Raw genomic sequence first — 16,126 nt, 5'->3', positions numbered from 1 at the left:
CCTGCTTTCACTGTCATTCGTGCCGGTTTCGCGCTAAGGCGTTCGCACATGCAACATGATCAAGCTCATCCCGTGCTCGCCGCGGCTCTCGCCGCGCGTGGGTATGACACGCTGACTGCCGTCCAGGACGCGGTCATCCAGCCCGAGGCCAAGGGCCGCGACCTCATCGTCTCGGCCAAGACCGGGTCGGGCAAGACCGTCGCCTTCGGGCTCGCTATCGCCGACCAGCTGATCGAGGTCGACAAGGCGCCGTGGACGCGCGAGCCGCTGGCGCTGTGCATTGCGCCGACCCGCGAGCTCGCGCTGCAGGTGTCGAAGGAGCTCGAGTGGCTCTATGCCGAGACCGGGGCGCGGGTGGTGACCTGCGTCGGCGGGATGGACCCGATGCGCGAGCGCCGTGCGCTGCAGGGCGGGGCGCATATCGTGGTCGGGACGCCTGGTCGCCTTCGTGATCACCTTGAGCGCGGTGCGCTCGACCTGTCGGCGCTCCGCGCGGTGGTGCTCGACGAGGCCGACGAGATGCTCGACATGGGCTTTCGCGAGGAGCTCGAGGAAATTCTCGACGCGACCCCAGCCGAGCGGCGCACTTTGCTGTTCTCGGCGACCATGCCGCGCCCCATCGTCGCGCTCGCCAAGCGCTACCAGAAGGACGCGCTGCGGATCGAGACGATGGGCGAGCGCGAGGCGCATGCCGACATCGCCTACCAGGCGGTGACCACCTCGCCGACCGACATCGAGCATGTCGTCGTCAACCTGCTCCGGCTGCACGAAGCCGAGACCGCGATCCTGTTCTGCGCGACGCGTGACGCCGTGCGGCGGCTCCACGCCAGCCTGACCGAGCGCGGCTTCCAGGCGGTGGCACTGTCGGGCGAGCACAGCCAGAACGAGCGCAACAATGCGCTGCAATCGCTGCGCGACGGACGCGCGCGCGTCCTGGTCGCGACCGACGTCGCCGCGCGCGGGATCGATTTGCCGACGGTGACCCTGGTTATCCACGTTGAATTGCCGCGCGATGCCGAGGCGTTGCAGCACCGCTCGGGCCGGACCGGGCGCGCCGGCCGCAAGGGAGTGGCGGTGCTGATCGTGCCTTACCGCCGTCGCCGCCAGGTCGAGGTCATGCTGCGCAATGCCAGCATCAAGGCCGAGTGGATCGTGGCGCCGACCGCGGAGGACATCCGGGTCAAGGATCGCGAGCGGCTGCTCGAGCGGCTGCGCGCGCCGGCCGAGGTCGACGAGGAGGATCAGGCGCTGGCGGCGACGCTGATGGCCGAATTGAGCCCCGAGGCGATCGCCACCGCGCTGGTGCGGACGCTGCGGACCGAGCTGCCCGCGCCCGAGGATATCCTGTCGAGCGACCCGGCGGAGCGGGGCGAGTCGCCCAACCGCGCCGGCTTCGAAGGCTCGACCTGGTTCCGGATCAATGCCGGGCGGCGCCACAATGCCGACCCGCGCTGGCTGCTGCCGCTGATCTGCCGCTACGGCCATGTCGGCCGACAGGACATTGGGGCGATCCGCGTCGCGCAGAACGAAAGCTATTTCGAGATCGCGGCGCGCAGCGTCCCGGGCTTCGTCAAGGCCCTGAAGCGCACCCCGGTCGCGCCCGAGGACGAGGGAATGGTGATCGAGGTCGCCCCGCCGCGCGATGTCGAGGCGGCGGCGCGGCCGGTCGGACCGCCGCGCCACAAGGGCCGGCCGATCCGCACTCCGCGTCCGGCGCGGGCAGGGCGCTGAGCCGGTCGCTTGAGTTCACTTCGCGAAGGCTCCGTTTCGGCATAACAGGTGGCGCATGAAGACGGCGCTGCTCATTCTCCTGCTCGCTTCCGCCACGCCTGCGTGGGCGGGAGATGACGATTTCTGCGCCGATCGGCCCGGCCTCGCCACCGGCACCTGCGTGGTGCCGGGCGGGCATGTGCAGGTCGAGTTCTCGCTCGGCGAATATAGTCGGATGCACAACAGCGATGGGACCGAGCACGACTGGTCGTGGTTGCCGGCAGAGCTCAGGATCGGGCTCGACCAAGCGACCGAGGTCAATTTTGCGTTTGCGCCGCTGCTGCGGTCGAAGCTGACCAGCGATGGCGTCACCGACCGCACGCACGGCGCCGGGGACCTCACCGTCGGGATCAAGCGTCGGCTGACTGCCGCCGACGCCAAGGTGGTGGTGACGGCGCTGCCGTTCGTTACCCTGCCGACGGGGTCGCGCGACTTCACGCAGGGGCGGGTGTCGGAGGGGATTTTGGTGTCGCTGACCGGTAATCTCAGCAAGAAGTGGTCTTGGACGCTGACGCCCGAGGGCGAGCGCAACCCCGACAGCGACGGCCCCGGCCATCACTGGCGGGGGGCGCTGGCGAGCGAGATCGCTTATGCGGTGTCGGACAAGTTGAACCTCGGGCTCGACGCCTTGGTCGCGCGCGAGCGCGACGGCGACGATCACAAGCGCGAGGCGCAACTGGGGCTCGCCGCGGCTTATCAGGCCAGCAAAAAGGTCCAGCTCGACGTCGAGGTCGACACGGGCTTCGCGCGCTCGTCGCCCGACCTGACGCTGATCAGCGGCGTCGCCGTCCGCTTCTAGCGGATCGGCTCGCCGAAGGTCAGCTGGCGGATGAAGCGCACCGGCGGGGAGCCGTGGCTCAAGGCCGAGTCATGGAAGCGCTTGAGGTTGAAACCCGGGCGTCGCTCGGCCGCGGCGCGGAAGTCCTTCCACTCCGAATAGCCGACCCAGTAGGTCGGCAATTGCGCGCTCGACAGCTGCATCCGCACCCACTTGCCGGCGGCCTCGCGCTCTTCCTGGAAGGCGGTGCGCGTCATCAGCCGCATCGCCGCCTCGCGAGTGAGGTTGCCGGTGTGGAAATCCTGGTCGAGGATCGCATTGACCGGCGGCCGCATCGCGAACTTGTAGTGGGCGAGGAGGTAGCGCGGGTCGCGATTGAGGAAGCCCGCCTCGGCCATCACATCCTGCCCGTAGCAAGCCCAGCCCTCGATCATCGAGCCCGACTGGAGCAGCGCGCGCAGCCGCGACTTGTAGAGATTGGCGTGGGCGAGCTGAAGGAGGTGGCCGGGCACGCCCTCGTGCAAGGTCAGCTCGTGCAGCGTCCACTTGTTATATTCGCGCAGGAAAGAGGCGGACTGTTGCGGCGTCCAGTCGGGCGGGATCGGGGTCACCGCGTAGTAGCCGCGCTGATCCTTTTCGAACGCGCCGGGCATGTCGGCATAGGCCGCCGCGACGCCGCGCGCATATTCGGGCATCTCGATGACGTTGAAGCTCTGCGTCGGGAAGCTGATGATGTTCTTTGCCTTGGCGAAGGCGATCGCCTCCGTAAGCGTGCCCTTGGTGAAGGGGATGACCTGGTCCTTGGCCGGCACGTCGGCGGTGACGATGGCGAGCCCGGCCTCGATCACGGCTTGCTGCTGATCGGAGCTCGGGTTGGCGGGGGTCGGTGGCGCGCCGGCTTTTCCGCGCAGCATGCCTGCGGCGACGGTGTACATCTCGGCGCGGAGGCGGGTGATCTCGGCCTCGGCGCGGGCGCGGATGTCCTGCCGGCTGAGTGTCGAGTTGAGCGCGAGGCGCAATTTCTCGTCGTAGAGCGCAACGCCGATCCGCTCGTTGCCGCGCGCCTGCGGGACGAGCGTCTTGTCGAGCCAGACCTGCTGCTGCGCGACGGCGGCTTTCGCCGCCGCGCCGGCGCGCACCAGCCGCGCGCGCTCGGCGGCGGGGAGGGCGGCCTGCTGCTTGACGATGTCGTCGATCAGGCTGGTGAGCCCGCCATTCTGCTTGGCGGCGGTCTCGGCATGGATCTTAGGGACGCGTGCCGGCACGAATGCTTCGCGCATCTGCTGGAGGAAGCGTGGCAGCGCCTCGAGCCGCTGCGTCGCGGCGCGCAAGCGCACCGGCAGCGGGGCGAACTCGCGCGAGGAGAGGCCGAACAGCGCGGTGCCGATCGGGCCGGTGTAGGTCAGCGGGTCCCATGCCCAGTCCTGCAGCCGCGCGTCGCTGAAGATAGTGTAGTCGAGCTGGTCGCGCAGCAGGATGGCGTCGACCTGATGCTCGCGGCTGAGACGGGCAGTGTCGAAGCGGGCGAGCTCGACCTTGGCCTGGTCGGCGAAGCGGCGCTGGGCGAGGCGGCCGGCGGCCGACACGTCGGTCAACTGGCCGTCGAAGCGATGGTCGCCGAGGGTGGTCGCGTAGATCGGGTTCAGGCGAAGAAACTGGTCGACCACGCGGTCGCTGAACGCCTGGAAGCGCGCGTCCTCGCTGACCCGGGCGGCGCGGGGCGGGGCGCCCGCCGCCGGGCCGACCAGCCCGATACCGGCGACACCGAGCGCGAGGGCAGCGATGAGAGACCGCATCGCGCTCACGCCCGGGCCTGCGCCGCGGCGCGCTCGCGCACCCGTCGCTCGAGGATGGTCAGCGGCATGGCGCCGTCCTTGAGCACTTCGTGGAACTGCTTGATGTCGAACTTGGCGCCGAGCTGGGCTTTGGCGGCCTCGCGGGCGCGGAGCCAGGCGAGGTGACCGATCTTGTAGCTGCAGGCCTGGCCGATCGAGGCGCAATAGCGCTCGACCTCGCGCTGGACACGCGGGCGGGGGAAGCCGGTGGTGGCGGTCATATAATCGACCGCATGTTCGCGGCTCCAGCCGAGGTGGTTGAGGCCGGTGTCGACGACGAGGCGGGCCGAGCGGAACAGGAAGCTCTGCAGATAGCCCGCTCGCTCGATCCCGGTGTAGCCGCCGATCTCGTCCGACAATTGCTCGGCATAGAGCGCCCAGCCTTCGACGTACGAATTGAAGAAACTGATCTTGCGCAGCATCGGGATGTCCTTGGACGCCTGCGCCAGGCTGATCTGGAGGTGATGCCCCGGAACGCCTTCGTGATAGGTGAGGCTGGGCAGCGAATAGCGCGGCCAGTCGCCGGTGGACTTCAAGTTGATCCAGTAGATCGCCGGGCGCGAGCCATCGAGCGAGGCGCTGTTGTAATAGCCGTTGGGGGCGCCGTCCTGGATGTCGACCGGCACGCGGCGGATCTCGAGCGGCTGGGCGGGGAGGGTCGCGAAGGCGCGGGGGAGCCGCGCGGTCATCGCCTTCACGCCCGCGTTCAGATCGGCGATGAGCTGGGTGCGGCCGGCGTCGGTCTCGGGATAGAGCTGCTTGGGATCCTTGTTGAGCGCGGCCAGCCGCTCACCGACGGTGCCCTGGGTGTAGCCCGCCTGTTTGAGCAGGCCGTCGAGCAGGCCGGTATATTCGGCGACCTGTGACAGGCCGAGCTTGTGGACCTCGTCGGGGGTCATGGTGGTGGTCGTCGCTTCGGCCAGCGCCGCGGCGTAGATGGCGTCGCCGTTGGGGATGCGCCGCGCGCCGTCGCCCGGCTGTGTGGTCCGCCGCAATTGCTCGACCAGCGCGATCTGGCGGTCGAGAGCGGGATAGACGCTGGTCTCGACAATCTTCGCGGCGCGGGCCGACCAGTCGCCGGCGATACCCTTGGCCTTGGCGCGGTCGGCGAGTGAATGGACCATGCCGCTGTCGGCCGGCGCCGGGCTGCGCAGCTTGCGCATCTGCCCGAGCGCGAGGTCGAGCGACCAGCCCGGCGCGACCCGGCCCTTGGCGGCCTGGCGCTTCTGCTCGGCGCTTTCGTAGTCGAGGATTTGCCCGAATTCACCGAGGCGCGAGAGATAGGCCTCGGCGTCGGCGCGGGTCTCGACCGGGTGCTGGCTGTTGAGGAAGTCGGGGATCTGGAAGTAGGCGCCGTCCTGCTGGGTGATGAGATAGGGGCTCTGCACGCTGTCGAGGTCGAAGCGGGTCGGGGCGAGGAGATTGCGCTCGAATCCGTAGAGGACAATCTCGCGGTTGAGCTGTGCGGCCTGGCTGAGGCTGGCGGCGGGGATCGCCTGCACTTCGGCCTGCCAGCGGCGGGTCCGCGCGACTTCCTTGGCGCGCGCCTGCTGCGCGGGTTCGGGGTCAAAGGTCGTGCGCAGCTTGGCGTTGGCGCCCTTGTCGAGCCCGAGCGCGGTGGCGAAGGCGGGCGATTCCCTGATCCGCTCGTCGAAGATCTGCTGGAACAGCGTATCGATCTTGGCATCGTTGCCGGCGACCGCGGCGGCGGCCTGCTCGGGCGCGCTCAAAACGGCGGTTGCGGTGACCGCTCCGGCGGTGGTCAGAAAGCTGCGACGGTCCACTTGCAGATACTCCCCTATTCTGTTCGGCAGGGAGCGTAGCGGGGCTTCACCCCGGGACAAGCCCCGCTCGATGAACGGCGGAAATCCGACCTTACGGTCCGATTGCAACCGATTCTTAACCCTGTTCCAGCACAACCGCGGCATGAGATTGGCGCAGGGGGCAGGGAAATTGGCGACGCGAACCGCGCACGGTCCGCCCGACGTCATCTGGCTGTCGGCGCTGTTCGGCCTCACCTTCTTTTGCACCGCGCTGGCGTTCGTCCTCGGGCAGGGCGCCGGGATCGACGCCATTCAGGTCTATTATCTCTACATCAGCCGGATTTTCCTGCTCGCCCCTGTGCTGCTGATCGGCGGCGCCTCGATCGGCGTCCTGATGCTGGTGATCGGCGGCGACCAGCTGCCGATGCAGACGTTCGGCAACTATTTCGGCAAGCGCTTCGAACGGCGCGGCAGCGTCGCCGCGGCGTTCGCGCCGGTCCTGTTGATGCCGCTGCTGCTGGGCGCGTTCGGGACGCTCAAGCAGCTCATTCCGATCTACAATCCGTTCAGCTGGGACGATACGTTCGCGCGGATCGGCTACCACATGTTCTTCAACCATTCGCCGTGGCGGTTGACCCACGCGCTGTTCGGCTCGCCCTTCGCAACGATGGCGCTCGACCGGCTTTATGCCGCTTGGGTGCCGCTGCTGTTCCTGGTGACCCCGGTGGTGGCGCTGGTCGCGCCGCCGCTGCTGCGCGCGCGCTTCTTCCTGAGCTTCGGCTTCGGCTTCATCCTGATCGGGGTGGTCGGCGCCTATTATTTCAGTTCGGCCGGGCCGTGCTTCGCCGCCCATCTCCATACCGAGACGGCGGTCCGCTATGTCGAATTGATGCAGCGGCTGCATACGATCGACCAGACGAGCTACCACCTGTCGTCGATCTACTTCCAGGATCACCTCTGGCAGGCCTATCAGAGCAACGAGTTCGGCTTCGGCAACGGCATCTCGGCGATGCCCTCGATGCACAATGCGGTGGCGATCCTCTACGCGCTGGCGGTCGGCGGGCTCGGCTGGCGGCTGCGGGCGGTGGCGTGGACCTTCGCGGGGCTGATCATGGTCGCCTCGGTTCACCTTGGCTGGCACTATACCGCAGACGGCATCATCGCCTGGTCGTCGATGTACTGCATCTGGTGGACGAGCGGCTGGTTCCTCCGGGCGACCGGCTATGAGCAAGCGGTGAGCGGACCGGCGACCGCGGAGCCGCAGCTCAGCCTCGTCGTCAACAATGGGGCACGGCTCGCCGCCTGAGCTGGTCGCGCCTGCCAAGTCGCGTCAGGCGGTCAGGCGATATTGCTTCAACAGATCGTAGAGCGTCGGACGGCTGATCCCGAGCAGCTTGGCCGCGCCCGAGATGTTGTTCTCGGTTCGGGTCAGCGCCTGGCGGATCGCCTTGCGGTCGGCGGCTTCGCGCGCGGCGCGCAGGTTGATCGCTCCCGGTCCGTCAAGGTCGGTGGCCTTGGCGCCGAGGTCGAGGTCGGCGGCGGTGACCTGCTTGCCCTCGGCCATGATCACCGCGCGCTTCAGCCGGTTCTCGAGCTCGCGGACGTTGCCCGGCCAGCCGTGCGCGTCGATCGCCGCGGCGGCATCGTCGGATAGCGACGTCACCGGCCGCCCGAGCTCGCGCGCGAAACGCTGGACGAAGTGGCGGGCAAGCAGCACCGAGTCCCCAGTCCGCTCCTTGAGGCTGGGGATGCGGACGACGATCTCGGCGAGGCGGTAGTAAAGGTCTTCGCGGAAGCGGCCATCGGCGGTCATCGCGTCTAGGTCCTGGTGGGTCGCGCTGACGATCCTTGTGTCGACCGGGATCGGGGCGCGGCCGCCGACCCGCTCGATCACCCGTTCCTGGAGGAAGCGCAGCAGCTTGACCTGGAGGGGCAAGGGCACATCGCCGATCTCGTCGAGGAAGAGGGTGCCGCCCTGCGCCAATTCGATCTTGCCCGGGGTGGTCTTGACCGCTCCGGTGAAGGCCCCGCGCTCGTAGCCGAACAGCTCGGCCTCGAGGAGGTTCTCGGGGATAGCCGCGCAGTTGATCGCGACGAAGCCGGCCTTGGCGCGGCGGCTCTTCTCGTGGACCGCGCGAGCGAGCAATTCCTTGCCGGTCCCGCTGGCGCCGAGCAGCATCACCGAGACGTCGGCACTCGCCACCCGCTCGATGGTGCGGGCGACGCTCAGCATTTCGGGCGCGGCGGAGATGATCGAGCCGAGCACGGTGGCGCCGCCGTCGAGGCTGTCGGCGAGGCGACGGTTCTCTTCCTCGAGCTCGTGGAGCTGGAAGGCGCGGCTGACGATCAGGCCGAGGTCGTCGATGTCGACCGGCTTGCGGTAGAAATCGTAGGCGCCGAGCGCGATCGCCTTCAATGCACTTTCGCGCGCGCCGTGGCCCGAGGCGACGATCACCTTGGCGTCGGGCTTGAGGGCGAGGATCTCGGACAGGCAGGCGAAACCTTCGCTGGTGCCGTCGGGATCGGGCGGCAGGCCGAGATCGAGCGTAGCCACCGCCGGCTCGTGCAGCCGCAGCATCTCGATCGCTTCGGCGCGGTTGTGCGCGGCGACCACGCGATAGCCGTCGTAGGCCCATTTCAGCTGGCGCTGGAGGCCCTCGTCGTCCTCGACGATCAGCAGCACGGGCAGGTCGGGGGCGGGCTCGGTCATGCGCTGAGGCTTTCGGGCTGGGCGAGGTGGGGGAGGAGGATGGTGAAGCGGCTGCCGTGGCCGGGGCGGCTCTCGACTGCGAGGCTGCCGCCCATCGCGGTGACCAGCGCGCGCGCCTCGTAGGCGCCGATGCCGAAGCCGCCGGGCTTGGTCGAGGCGAAGGGCTGGAAGAGGCGCTGGCGGATGAATTCGGGGTCCATCCCGGTGCCGCGGTCGATGATCTCGATCGCCACCTGGTCGTCGAACTGGGCGGTGTGGACGGTGACCGGCTCGTGCTCGGGGCTGGCGTCGAGGGCGTTCTGGAGCAGATGGCCGACCGCCTGCTCGAGGCCGCCCGGATCGCCGCGCACGACGAGGCCGGTGGGGCCGAGCAGCCGCACCGGATGGCGGCCTTGCTTGCCCGCCACCGCGGCGGCGAGCACGCCGCGCAAGGCGAAGGGGACCGGCGCGGGGGTGCCGCCCGGCGCGCTCGCCGGAGAAAGCTTGACGAGGAGGTCGTTCATCTTCCCGACCGAACTCTTCAGGGTGGCGATCATGTCGGCGCGGAAATCGGGGTTGTCGGCGTGCCGCTCGGCATTGCGGGTGAGCAGCGAGAGCTGGCTGACGAGATTCTTCACGTCGTGGAGGATGAAGGCGAAGCGGCGGTTGAAATCCTCGAAGGCGCGCGCGGTGGTGAGCGCCCGCTGGCCGACGCTTTCGGCGAGCGCCGAGGCGGCCTGCCGCGCGGCGGTGCGGAGGAGGTCGAAATCCTCCCAGTCGAGTATGCGACGGACCGGGGGCGGGGCGAGCAGGACGAGGCCGACCACCCGCTCCTGATGGACCAGGGGAATGCCGGCCCACAGCCGCTCGTCGATCAGCCAGTCGGCGGGCGGGGCGAGCGCGCGGTCGGCGGCCGAGCCGCGCGTCACCGCGCCGCGATCGAGCTCGATCACCCGGCCGCTGCTGAGCTGGTCCCACAGGGCCGCCAGCACGTCGCTGCCGGTGCTGGTCGGCAGGCGGCCGAGCCAGTTCCACTGGCCGGTCCAGCCGATCCCGCCCTCGTCATTGGTGAGCAATAGGCCGCCGGGCGCCTCGACGATCTCGGCCAGCGCCTGGATGACGCGCTCGGGGAGCGGCGGCGCGTGCGGGCCGCTGCGGCCGAGCGTGTCGGCGACGCGCAGCCATTCGGTGCGATAATCGTAGCGATGCTCGAACAAATGCTTGGCGGCGACGACCTTGAACCAGCCGCGCAGGCGGGCGGACGGCAGGATCGCCACCGCGGCGACGGTCATCAGCGCGAGCAGCAGCAGCGCTGCCGACTTGGCGATGCCCCAGTCGGACCCGCGCAGCGCGGTGGCGAGCACCGCCATCACCGCGAAGTAGGAGCAGACCGCGACCAGGCCCAGGGACTGGAAGGTCGCTGCGCGCGACAGCCGTAGCCGCCAGCCATCGAGCTGCTGACCGCCCAAGGCGAACAGGGGCGTGACCAACGCCACCATCAGCCCGCGCGCGGCGAAGGCCTCGTCGGCGGGGTTCGTACGCCAGTAGATGAGCGTGTAGAGGTTGAGGTCGTAGAGCCAGATCGCGCCGAGCCCGAGCATCAGCAGGCGGATCGACGAGCGGCTGGTCGGTGAGGCCTGGCCGTAGAGGTTGTGGACCAGCAGCAGCGCGCCCGAGGCGGCGACCGCGCGCAGCATGGTGCCGATGCGGCCGAGAAGGACCATGCGGGCGGGATCGGCGAAGATGAGCTGGTCGGTGATGAACTGCAGCGCGATGACCGCCGCCACCGCGGCATAGACCCAGCCGACGCCGTGGAGCTGGCGCCCGCTCTCGCGCCCGCTGCTGGCGAGCGCGTGGAGCAGGCTGACCCACATCAGGTTGCGGGCGGTCTCGGCGTGCGCGGCGAGCAGGCTGTGCGGGTCGATCGCGGTCAGCCACGCCCACAGGCAGGTCAGCAGCAGCGCGCCGAGGAGATTTTTCTGGACGCTGCTGCGCACCCCTTCGCGCAGCTGCCAGACGAGCAGCGTCGCGAACAGGATCGCCGCCAGCGCATGGCTCCAGAAGAGCAGCAACGCATTCACAGTGTCAGCTCCACCGACATGGAGCGGCACTGTCGGAGAAATTTACAAAGGAAGGGTGAAGATGGGGCGTTTCCTCCCTGGGACGGGGACGGGGACGGTGGCGCGGAGCGTGGAGGGGGTCCGTAGCCGCGCAAGCCCCTCCACCATGCTTCGCATGGTCCCCTCCCCGTCCCGGGGAGGAGATCAGGCCTTTTTCAGCACGTCTTGCGCGGCGACCGTCATCGCCTCGATCGCGGTGCCGATGACAGCTGGCGCGTCGGGCGCCCAGTAGGGCGAGTGGAGGCTCGGCAGCTTGGTGGTGTCGCCGCCGGCCGCGGCCCACTTCTCCTTGGGCACCCCGCCGACCCAGAAGATCAGGCTCTGCTTGCTCTGATCGGCGAGCCAGTAACGGCCGAAATCCTCGCCGACCATCGCCGGGGGGACGCTCTTCACCCGGTCGGCGCCGAAGGTTTGCGTGAACAGCGCGGCGGTGTGGGTCGCCAGGTCTTGCGTGTTGAAGGTCGAGGGGGTCGAGCGGTCCTCGACCGTCACCACCGGCATCCGGTCGTCGGGCATCCCGGCGGCGATCGCCTCACCGCGGGCTACGCGGGCGATGCCGTCGAGCAGGCTCTTGCGGACCTCGGGCGTGTAGCTGCGCACCGTGATCTGCAGCCGCGCCTCGTCGGGGATGATGTTGTGGGTGGCGCCGGCGTGGAAGCTGCCGACGGTGACCACCGCGGGATCGAGCGGATTGCGCTCGCGGCTGACGAGGGTCTGCAGGCTGCCGACGATCCGGCTGGCGAGAACGATCGGGTCGCGGCTGTTCTGCGGGGCGGCGCCGTGGCTGCCGACGCCCTTCACCAGCACATCGACGCTGTCGACATTGGCCATGACGTAGCCGCCGGCGACCCCGATCGTCCCGGCCGGCAGGCTCGCGCTGTCGTGGAAGGCGAGCTCGACGTCGGGCTTGGGAAAGCGGGTGAAGAGGCCGTCGGCGAGCATCGCCTTGGCGCCCTCGCTGGTTTCCTCGCCCGGCTGGAGGATCATCACCAGCGTGCCGCTCCATTGTGCCTTGCTCGCCATCAAGCGGCGGGCAGTGCCGAGGAAGGCGGTCATGTGGGTGTCGTGGCCGCAGGCGTGCATGACGCCGGTCTCGACGCCCGAATTGGCGGTCGCGCGGACCTTGGAGGCGAAGGGCAGGCCGGTCTGCTCGACCACCGGCAGCGCGTCCATGTCGGAGCGGATGAGCAGGGTTGGGCCCGGCCCGTTGCGGAGGACCGAGACGACGCCGGTCTTGCCGACATGCTCGGTCACCTGGAAGCCGAGCTTGCGCATTTCGCCGGCGAGCTTGGCCGATGTGCGCACCTCCTGCATCGACAGCTCGGGATTGGCGTGGAGGTCGCGGTAAAGGGTCAGCAATTGCGGCATGTCGCCGGCGATGCTCTCGCGCAGGGTTGCGGCGGAGGCGGGGGCAGCGAGGGATGCGGCGAGGAGGGCAATGCCCAAGGACTTTGTCATGCGGAACCCTTCGGCTTGCTCAGGACAGGCTTGTTTCAGCATCCATGCGCGAACGCAAACCGAGTCTTGGGTGAGGAACTGGACCCTGAGACAAGTTCAGGGTGACGGGCGCGCGTTGAAAGTTACGCCGGCACCAGTTCCATCACGTCGGTCAGGCTCTCGAAGGTCGGTGCGGGCATCACCAGCCGCCAGCGCTGCGGGCCGATCCGCTCGACGAAGCCGACCACGTCGCGGTCATGGTCCTGGCCATATACCAGCGCCCGCCGCTCGTCGCCGAGCACCAGCGTGCCGAGGAACACCGAGCGCATCTGGTCGGCCGGATAGAGCCCGCCGACCGGCCGCTGCGAGCCGCTGACCTTGGCTAGGCTCTGCAACTGGCCGTCGCTGCCCACCCGGCACCGGAAAGCGGGGTAGGCGATGTAGGGCAGCATCCCGGCGCTCTTGGCGCCGAGTTTGATCGTCCGGCAGCGATAGTCGCCGTTAGGGAGCGTCGAGCCGGGGAGCGCCGCGTCGGGCTGGAGCAGCACGCCCTCGCGCGCGATCTCCGCGCCGTGGCCCGCCTTGGTCGCCTGGTCCAGGCCGCGAAGCCAGTCCCTGCGCCAGTCGCGCAACCGGCCGCGGTCGGCGGGGGTGACCACCCGCTGCCAGTCGGCGGTGCGTTGGGGGACGACCGCGTTGGGCGCCATCGTCTGGCAAGCGGTGAGCGCGAGGAGGGCGCCGAGCGGGGCCAGTTTCATCGTCATTGCGAGCGCAGCGAAGCAATCCATTGCGGCCAAGTCAAACGGGATCGCCGCCGCGCTGCACGCCTCGCCATGACGAGGTTGGGTCACTGCGCGGTCCAGCCGCCGTCCATCGACAGGTTGGCGCCAGTGATGCTGCCCGCCTCGGGGCGGCAGAGGAAGAGCGCGAGGCTGGCGACCTCGACCGGCTCGACGAAGCGCTTGGTCGGCTGGGCGGCGAGGAGGACGTCGTTCATCACCTGCTCGCGGGTGAGGCCGCGGGCCTTCATCGTGTCGGGGATCTGGTTCTCGACCAGCGGCGTCCAGACGTAGCCGGGCGAGATGCAGTTGGCGGTGATCCCGTCCTTGGCGGTTTCGAGCGCGACCGCCTTGGTGAAGCCGGCGACGGCGTGCTTGGAGGCGACATAGGGCGCCTTGTTGGGGCTCGCGACCAGGCTGTGGGCGCTGGCGGTGTTGATGATCCGGCCCCAGCCGCGCTGGCGCATCGAGTGCAGGCACAGCCGGGTCGTATGGAACACCGCGCTCAAATTGACCGCCATGATCAGGTTCCACTTCTCCGGCGGGAAATCGTCGACCGGGGCAACGTGCTGGACCCCGGCGTTGTTGACGAGGATCGACGGACTGCCAAGCTCGTTGGTACAGGTGGCGATCATCTTATCGATCGCGTCGGGCTTGGAAAGGTCGGCGTCCGAATAGCCGGACAGGTCGTGGCTCAATTCGGCCATTTCCTCGCGCAGGGTCTTGATCTCGGCCTTGTCGCCGAAGCCGTTGAGCATCACCCGCGCGCCTTCGGCGGCAAGCGCCCGGGCGATCGCCAGCCCGATGCCCGAAGTCGACCCCGTGACCAGCGCAACCTTGTCCTTGAGCAGCATGCGGCTATCCTTTCGTCGATCGGCCTGTCGCGTGCCGCCGGGAACATTGCAACCGTTACGGTGCGCGAAGCATTTCAGGGCGCGGAGCGACAGGAGAAGACATGCGTCTCGACGGACCGGAAAGCAGCAATTTCGAGGACCGCACCGGGCAGGGCGGTGGCGGCTTCTCACTCGGTGGCGGAGGCGGAATCCTCGGTTTCCTGCTGCCGATGATCCTCGGCCGGTTCGGGATCGTCGGCATCTTGATCCTGGCGCTCGGCTATTGCGCGCTGTCGAGCCTTGGCGGGGGCGGCAGCATTCTTGGCGGCGGCAGCGCACCGACCCAGCAGACGCAGGGCAGCAGCGCCGCGGCCTCGCGCCTGCCGCCCGCGACGAAGCAGTTCATGACCAAGGTTCTCGGCTCGACCGAGCAGGTGTGGGGGCGGATCTTCCAGCAGTCGGGGTCGCGGTACACGCCGACGACGCTGGTCGCCTACAGCAGCAATTCGCAGTCGGGCTGCGGCGCGGCGCAGTCGGCGATGGGGCCGTTCTACTGCCCGACCGACAAGCAGATCTACATCGATCCGAGCTTCTTCAACGAGCTGTCGCAGCGGTTCGGCGCGCCGGGCGATTTCGCCCAGGCCTATGTCATCGCGCACGAGGTCGGGCACCATGTCCAGGACCTCCAGGGCCTGCTCGACAAAGCCAGCGCCCAGCAATCGAGCAGCAGTGAGGCGGCGGGCAATGCGGTGCAGGTCGGGATCGAGCTGCAGGCCGACTGCTACGCCGGCGTGTGGGCGGCTAATGCGACCAACCCCGACGGCACGAAGGTGCTCGAGGCGGGTGACGCCGAGGAGGGCCTCAAGGCCGCGCAGGCGATCGGCGACGACACGCTGCAGCAGGAAGCCGGTGGCCGCGTCCGCCCCGAGACTTTCACCCACGGCACCTCGGCCCAGCGGGTCGGCGCGCTGCGTAAGGGGCTGGAGACCGGCGATCCGAGCCAGTGCACGTATAATCAGGGGTGAGGAGATGCCCGCTCCGGTCCACCGGAGCGGGCTACCGGCTCAGAGCCGGACCAGCATCTTGCCGGTGTTCTTGCCACTGAACAGGCCGAGGAAGGCGTCGGGGGTGGCCTCGAGCCCGTCCATCACCGTCTCGCGGCCCTTGACCTGGCCGCCGGCGACCCATGGCCCCATCTCGCCGTAGAATTCGGGGTTGCGGCCCAGATAGTCGGTATAGATGAAGCCCTTCATCATGATCCGCATCGCGATCACCCGCATGATGTAGCGGAAGGCCGCTGGCTCGCCCGAATTATAGCCGTCAATCATCCCGCAGATGGCGAAGCGCGCATTCTGGCGGGCGGCGGCGAAAGCGGCGTCGAGGTGCTCGCCGCCGACATTGTCGAAATAGACGTCGATGCCCTTGGGTGCGGCTTCGGCCAGCGCCTTCACCAGCGGCGTGCCCGACTTGTAATCGACCACCGCGTCGGCGCCCAAGGACTTCACGAACTCGCACTTGTCGGCGCCGCCGGCCGAGCCGATCACGGTCATGCCCTTGGCCTTGGCGATCTGGACCACCGCCGAGCCGACCGCACCCGCCGCCGCCGAGACGAAGACGATGTCGCCGGCCTTGGCCTGCGCGGCATCGAGCAGGCCCCAATAGGCCGTCCCGCCGGTCAGCCCGAGATTGCCGAGGAAGGCTTCGGGCGCGACGCCGGGGATCGCCGGCAGCTTGGTGAAGTTGGCGGCGGGCTCGACCACCTCGTCGCGCCAGCCGGCCATGTGCACGACCAGATCGCCCGGCTGGAGCGAGGGATCGCGGCTCTCGACCACCTCGCCGACCGCGCCGCCGGTCATCGGCTCACCAATCTGGAACGGGGGGACGTAGCTCTTCACGTCGTTCATCCGCCCGCGCATGTAGGGGTCGACCGACAGCCAGCGGTTGCGGACATGGACCATCCCGTCGGTGAGTTCGGGAAGCGCGACCTCGGCGAGCTGGAAATTGTTCATCGTCGGCAGGCCGGTCGGCCGGCTCTTCAATTGCCATGCGCGTGCCATCGTCGTCTCTCCTCCGTGGGGCGTCGTCGCGCTTCGCTTGCAAGGCAGGCAGACCCCGGGTCAAG

General features: G+C 68.9%; 12 protein-coding genes. 4 read left to right on the top strand and 8 right to left on the bottom strand.

All coding sequences use genetic code 11. From position 1 onward, the window contains the following. Positions 1-48: 48 nt before the first annotated feature. Together GCU42_RS06440 and GCU42_RS06435 are read left to right on the top strand one after the other, a co-directional pair. Positions 49-1,731 carry a DEAD/DEAH box helicase gene (locus tag GCU42_RS06440; RefSeq protein ID WP_114226763.1) on the top strand — a complete coding sequence of 561 codons (1,683 nt, stop codon included), beginning with the start codon at positions 49-51 and terminating at the stop codon, positions 1,729-1,731. A gap of 55 nt (positions 1,732-1,786) precedes the next feature. Next, the gene (locus GCU42_RS06435; protein WP_114226762.1) at positions 1,787-2,569 is read left to right on the top strand and encodes a transporter; all 783 of its coding nucleotides are present in this window, start codon (positions 1,787-1,789) and stop codon (positions 2,567-2,569) included. Here GCU42_RS06435 and GCU42_RS06430 read toward each other — a convergent pair. Next, positions 2,566-4,344 carry a DUF885 domain-containing protein gene (locus tag GCU42_RS06430; RefSeq protein ID WP_114226761.1) on the bottom strand — a complete coding sequence of 593 codons (1,779 nt, stop codon included), beginning with the start codon at positions 4,342-4,344 and terminating at the stop codon, positions 2,566-2,568. The genes GCU42_RS06435 and GCU42_RS06430 overlap by 4 nt on opposite strands. A gap of 5 nt (positions 4,345-4,349) precedes the next feature. Further along, positions 4,350-6,167 carry a DUF885 domain-containing protein gene (locus GCU42_RS06425; RefSeq protein WP_205214936.1) on the bottom strand — a complete coding sequence of 606 codons (1,818 nt, stop codon included), beginning with the start codon at positions 6,165-6,167 and terminating at the stop codon, positions 4,350-4,352. A 169-nt stretch (positions 6,168-6,336) separates the two neighbouring features. Between GCU42_RS06425 and GCU42_RS06420 the strand changes: the two genes are divergently transcribed. Next, on the top strand, positions 6,337-7,452 hold the full coding sequence (locus GCU42_RS06420; protein WP_162789153.1) for a phosphatase PAP2 family protein: 1,116 nt from the start codon (positions 6,337-6,339) through the stop codon (positions 7,450-7,452). Between the two features lie 24 nt (positions 7,453-7,476). Here the strand turns inward: GCU42_RS06420 and prsR are convergent, their stop codons facing one another. The 5 genes from prsR to GCU42_RS06395 form a co-directional block, all read right to left on the bottom strand. Then, positions 7,477-8,856, bottom strand: a complete 1,380-nt coding sequence (gene prsR / locus GCU42_RS06415) for a PEP-CTERM-box response regulator transcription factor (protein WP_114226760.1) — start codon at positions 8,854-8,856, stop codon at positions 7,477-7,479. Beyond that, positions 8,853-10,916, bottom strand: coding sequence for an XrtA/PEP-CTERM system histidine kinase PrsK (gene prsK / locus GCU42_RS06410; RefSeq protein WP_114226759.1), 2,064 nt, complete (start codon positions 10,914-10,916; stop codon positions 8,853-8,855). Before prsK ends, prsR begins: the two co-directional genes overlap by 4 nt. Before the next feature lie 183 nt (positions 10,917-11,099). Further along, on the bottom strand, positions 11,100-12,413 hold the full coding sequence (locus GCU42_RS06405; protein WP_114226758.1) for an amidohydrolase: 1,314 nt from the start codon (positions 12,411-12,413) through the stop codon (positions 11,100-11,102). Positions 12,414-12,535: 122 nt separating this feature from the next. Next, on the bottom strand, positions 12,536-13,156 hold the full coding sequence (locus GCU42_RS06400) for a DUF4893 domain-containing protein (protein ID WP_114227751.1): 621 nt from the start codon (positions 13,154-13,156) through the stop codon (positions 12,536-12,538). An 83-nt stretch (positions 13,157-13,239) separates the two neighbouring features. After that, positions 13,240-14,025: a 3-hydroxybutyrate dehydrogenase gene (locus GCU42_RS06395; RefSeq protein ID WP_114226757.1), complete on the bottom strand. Its 786-nt coding sequence runs from the start codon at positions 14,023-14,025 to the stop codon at positions 13,240-13,242. A 101-nt stretch (positions 14,026-14,126) separates the two neighbouring features. On the opposite strand from GCU42_RS06395, the gene ypfJ reads away from it, so the two are divergent. Continuing rightward, positions 14,127-15,029: a KPN_02809 family neutral zinc metallopeptidase gene (gene ypfJ / locus GCU42_RS06390; protein WP_114226756.1), complete on the top strand. Its 903-nt coding sequence runs from the start codon at positions 14,127-14,129 to the stop codon at positions 15,027-15,029. Between the two features lie 39 nt (positions 15,030-15,068). Here the strand turns inward: ypfJ and GCU42_RS06385 are convergent, their stop codons facing one another. After that, positions 15,069-16,061 carry an NADP-dependent oxidoreductase gene (locus GCU42_RS06385; RefSeq protein WP_114226755.1) on the bottom strand — a complete coding sequence of 331 codons (993 nt, stop codon included), beginning with the start codon at positions 16,059-16,061 and terminating at the stop codon, positions 15,069-15,071. Between the last annotated feature and the right edge of the window lie 65 nt (positions 16,062-16,126).

The sequence above is a fragment of the Sphingomonas ginsengisoli An et al. 2013 genome, from assembly GCF_009363895.1.
Classification (GTDB): Bacteria; Pseudomonadota; Alphaproteobacteria; order Sphingomonadales; family Sphingomonadaceae; genus Sphingomicrobium; species Sphingomicrobium ginsengisoli.
This window is presented reverse-complemented; position numbering and strand designations above follow the sequence as displayed.

Excerpts from the sequence above, each read along its gene's own strand:
- GCU42_RS06385 (WP_114226755.1), bottom strand. The coding sequence starts at position 16,061 with ATGGCACGCGCATGGCAATTGAAGAGCCGGCCGACCGGCCTGCCGACG.
- GCU42_RS06400 (WP_114227751.1), bottom strand. The coding sequence starts at position 13,156 with ATGACGATGAAACTGGCCCCGCTCGGCGCCCTCCTCGCGCTCACCGCT.
- GCU42_RS06395 (WP_114226757.1), bottom strand. The coding sequence starts at position 14,025 with ATGCTGCTCAAGGACAAGGTTGCGCTGGTCACGGGGTCGACTTCGGGC.
- GCU42_RS06430 (WP_114226761.1), bottom strand. The coding sequence starts at position 4,344 with ATGCGGTCTCTCATCGCTGCCCTCGCGCTCGGTGTCGCCGGTATCGGG.
- ypfJ (WP_114226756.1), top strand. The coding sequence starts at position 14,127 with ATGCGTCTCGACGGACCGGAAAGCAGCAATTTCGAGGACCGCACCGGG.
- prsR (WP_114226760.1), bottom strand. The coding sequence starts at position 8,856 with ATGACCGAGCCCGCCCCCGACCTGCCCGTGCTGCTGATCGTCGAGGAC.
- GCU42_RS06435 (WP_114226762.1), top strand. The coding sequence starts at position 1,787 with ATGAAGACGGCGCTGCTCATTCTCCTGCTCGCTTCCGCCACGCCTGCG.
- GCU42_RS06440 (WP_114226763.1), top strand. The coding sequence starts at position 49 with ATGCAACATGATCAAGCTCATCCCGTGCTCGCCGCGGCTCTCGCCGCG.
- GCU42_RS06405 (WP_114226758.1), bottom strand. The coding sequence starts at position 12,413 with ATGACAAAGTCCTTGGGCATTGCCCTCCTCGCCGCATCCCTCGCTGCC.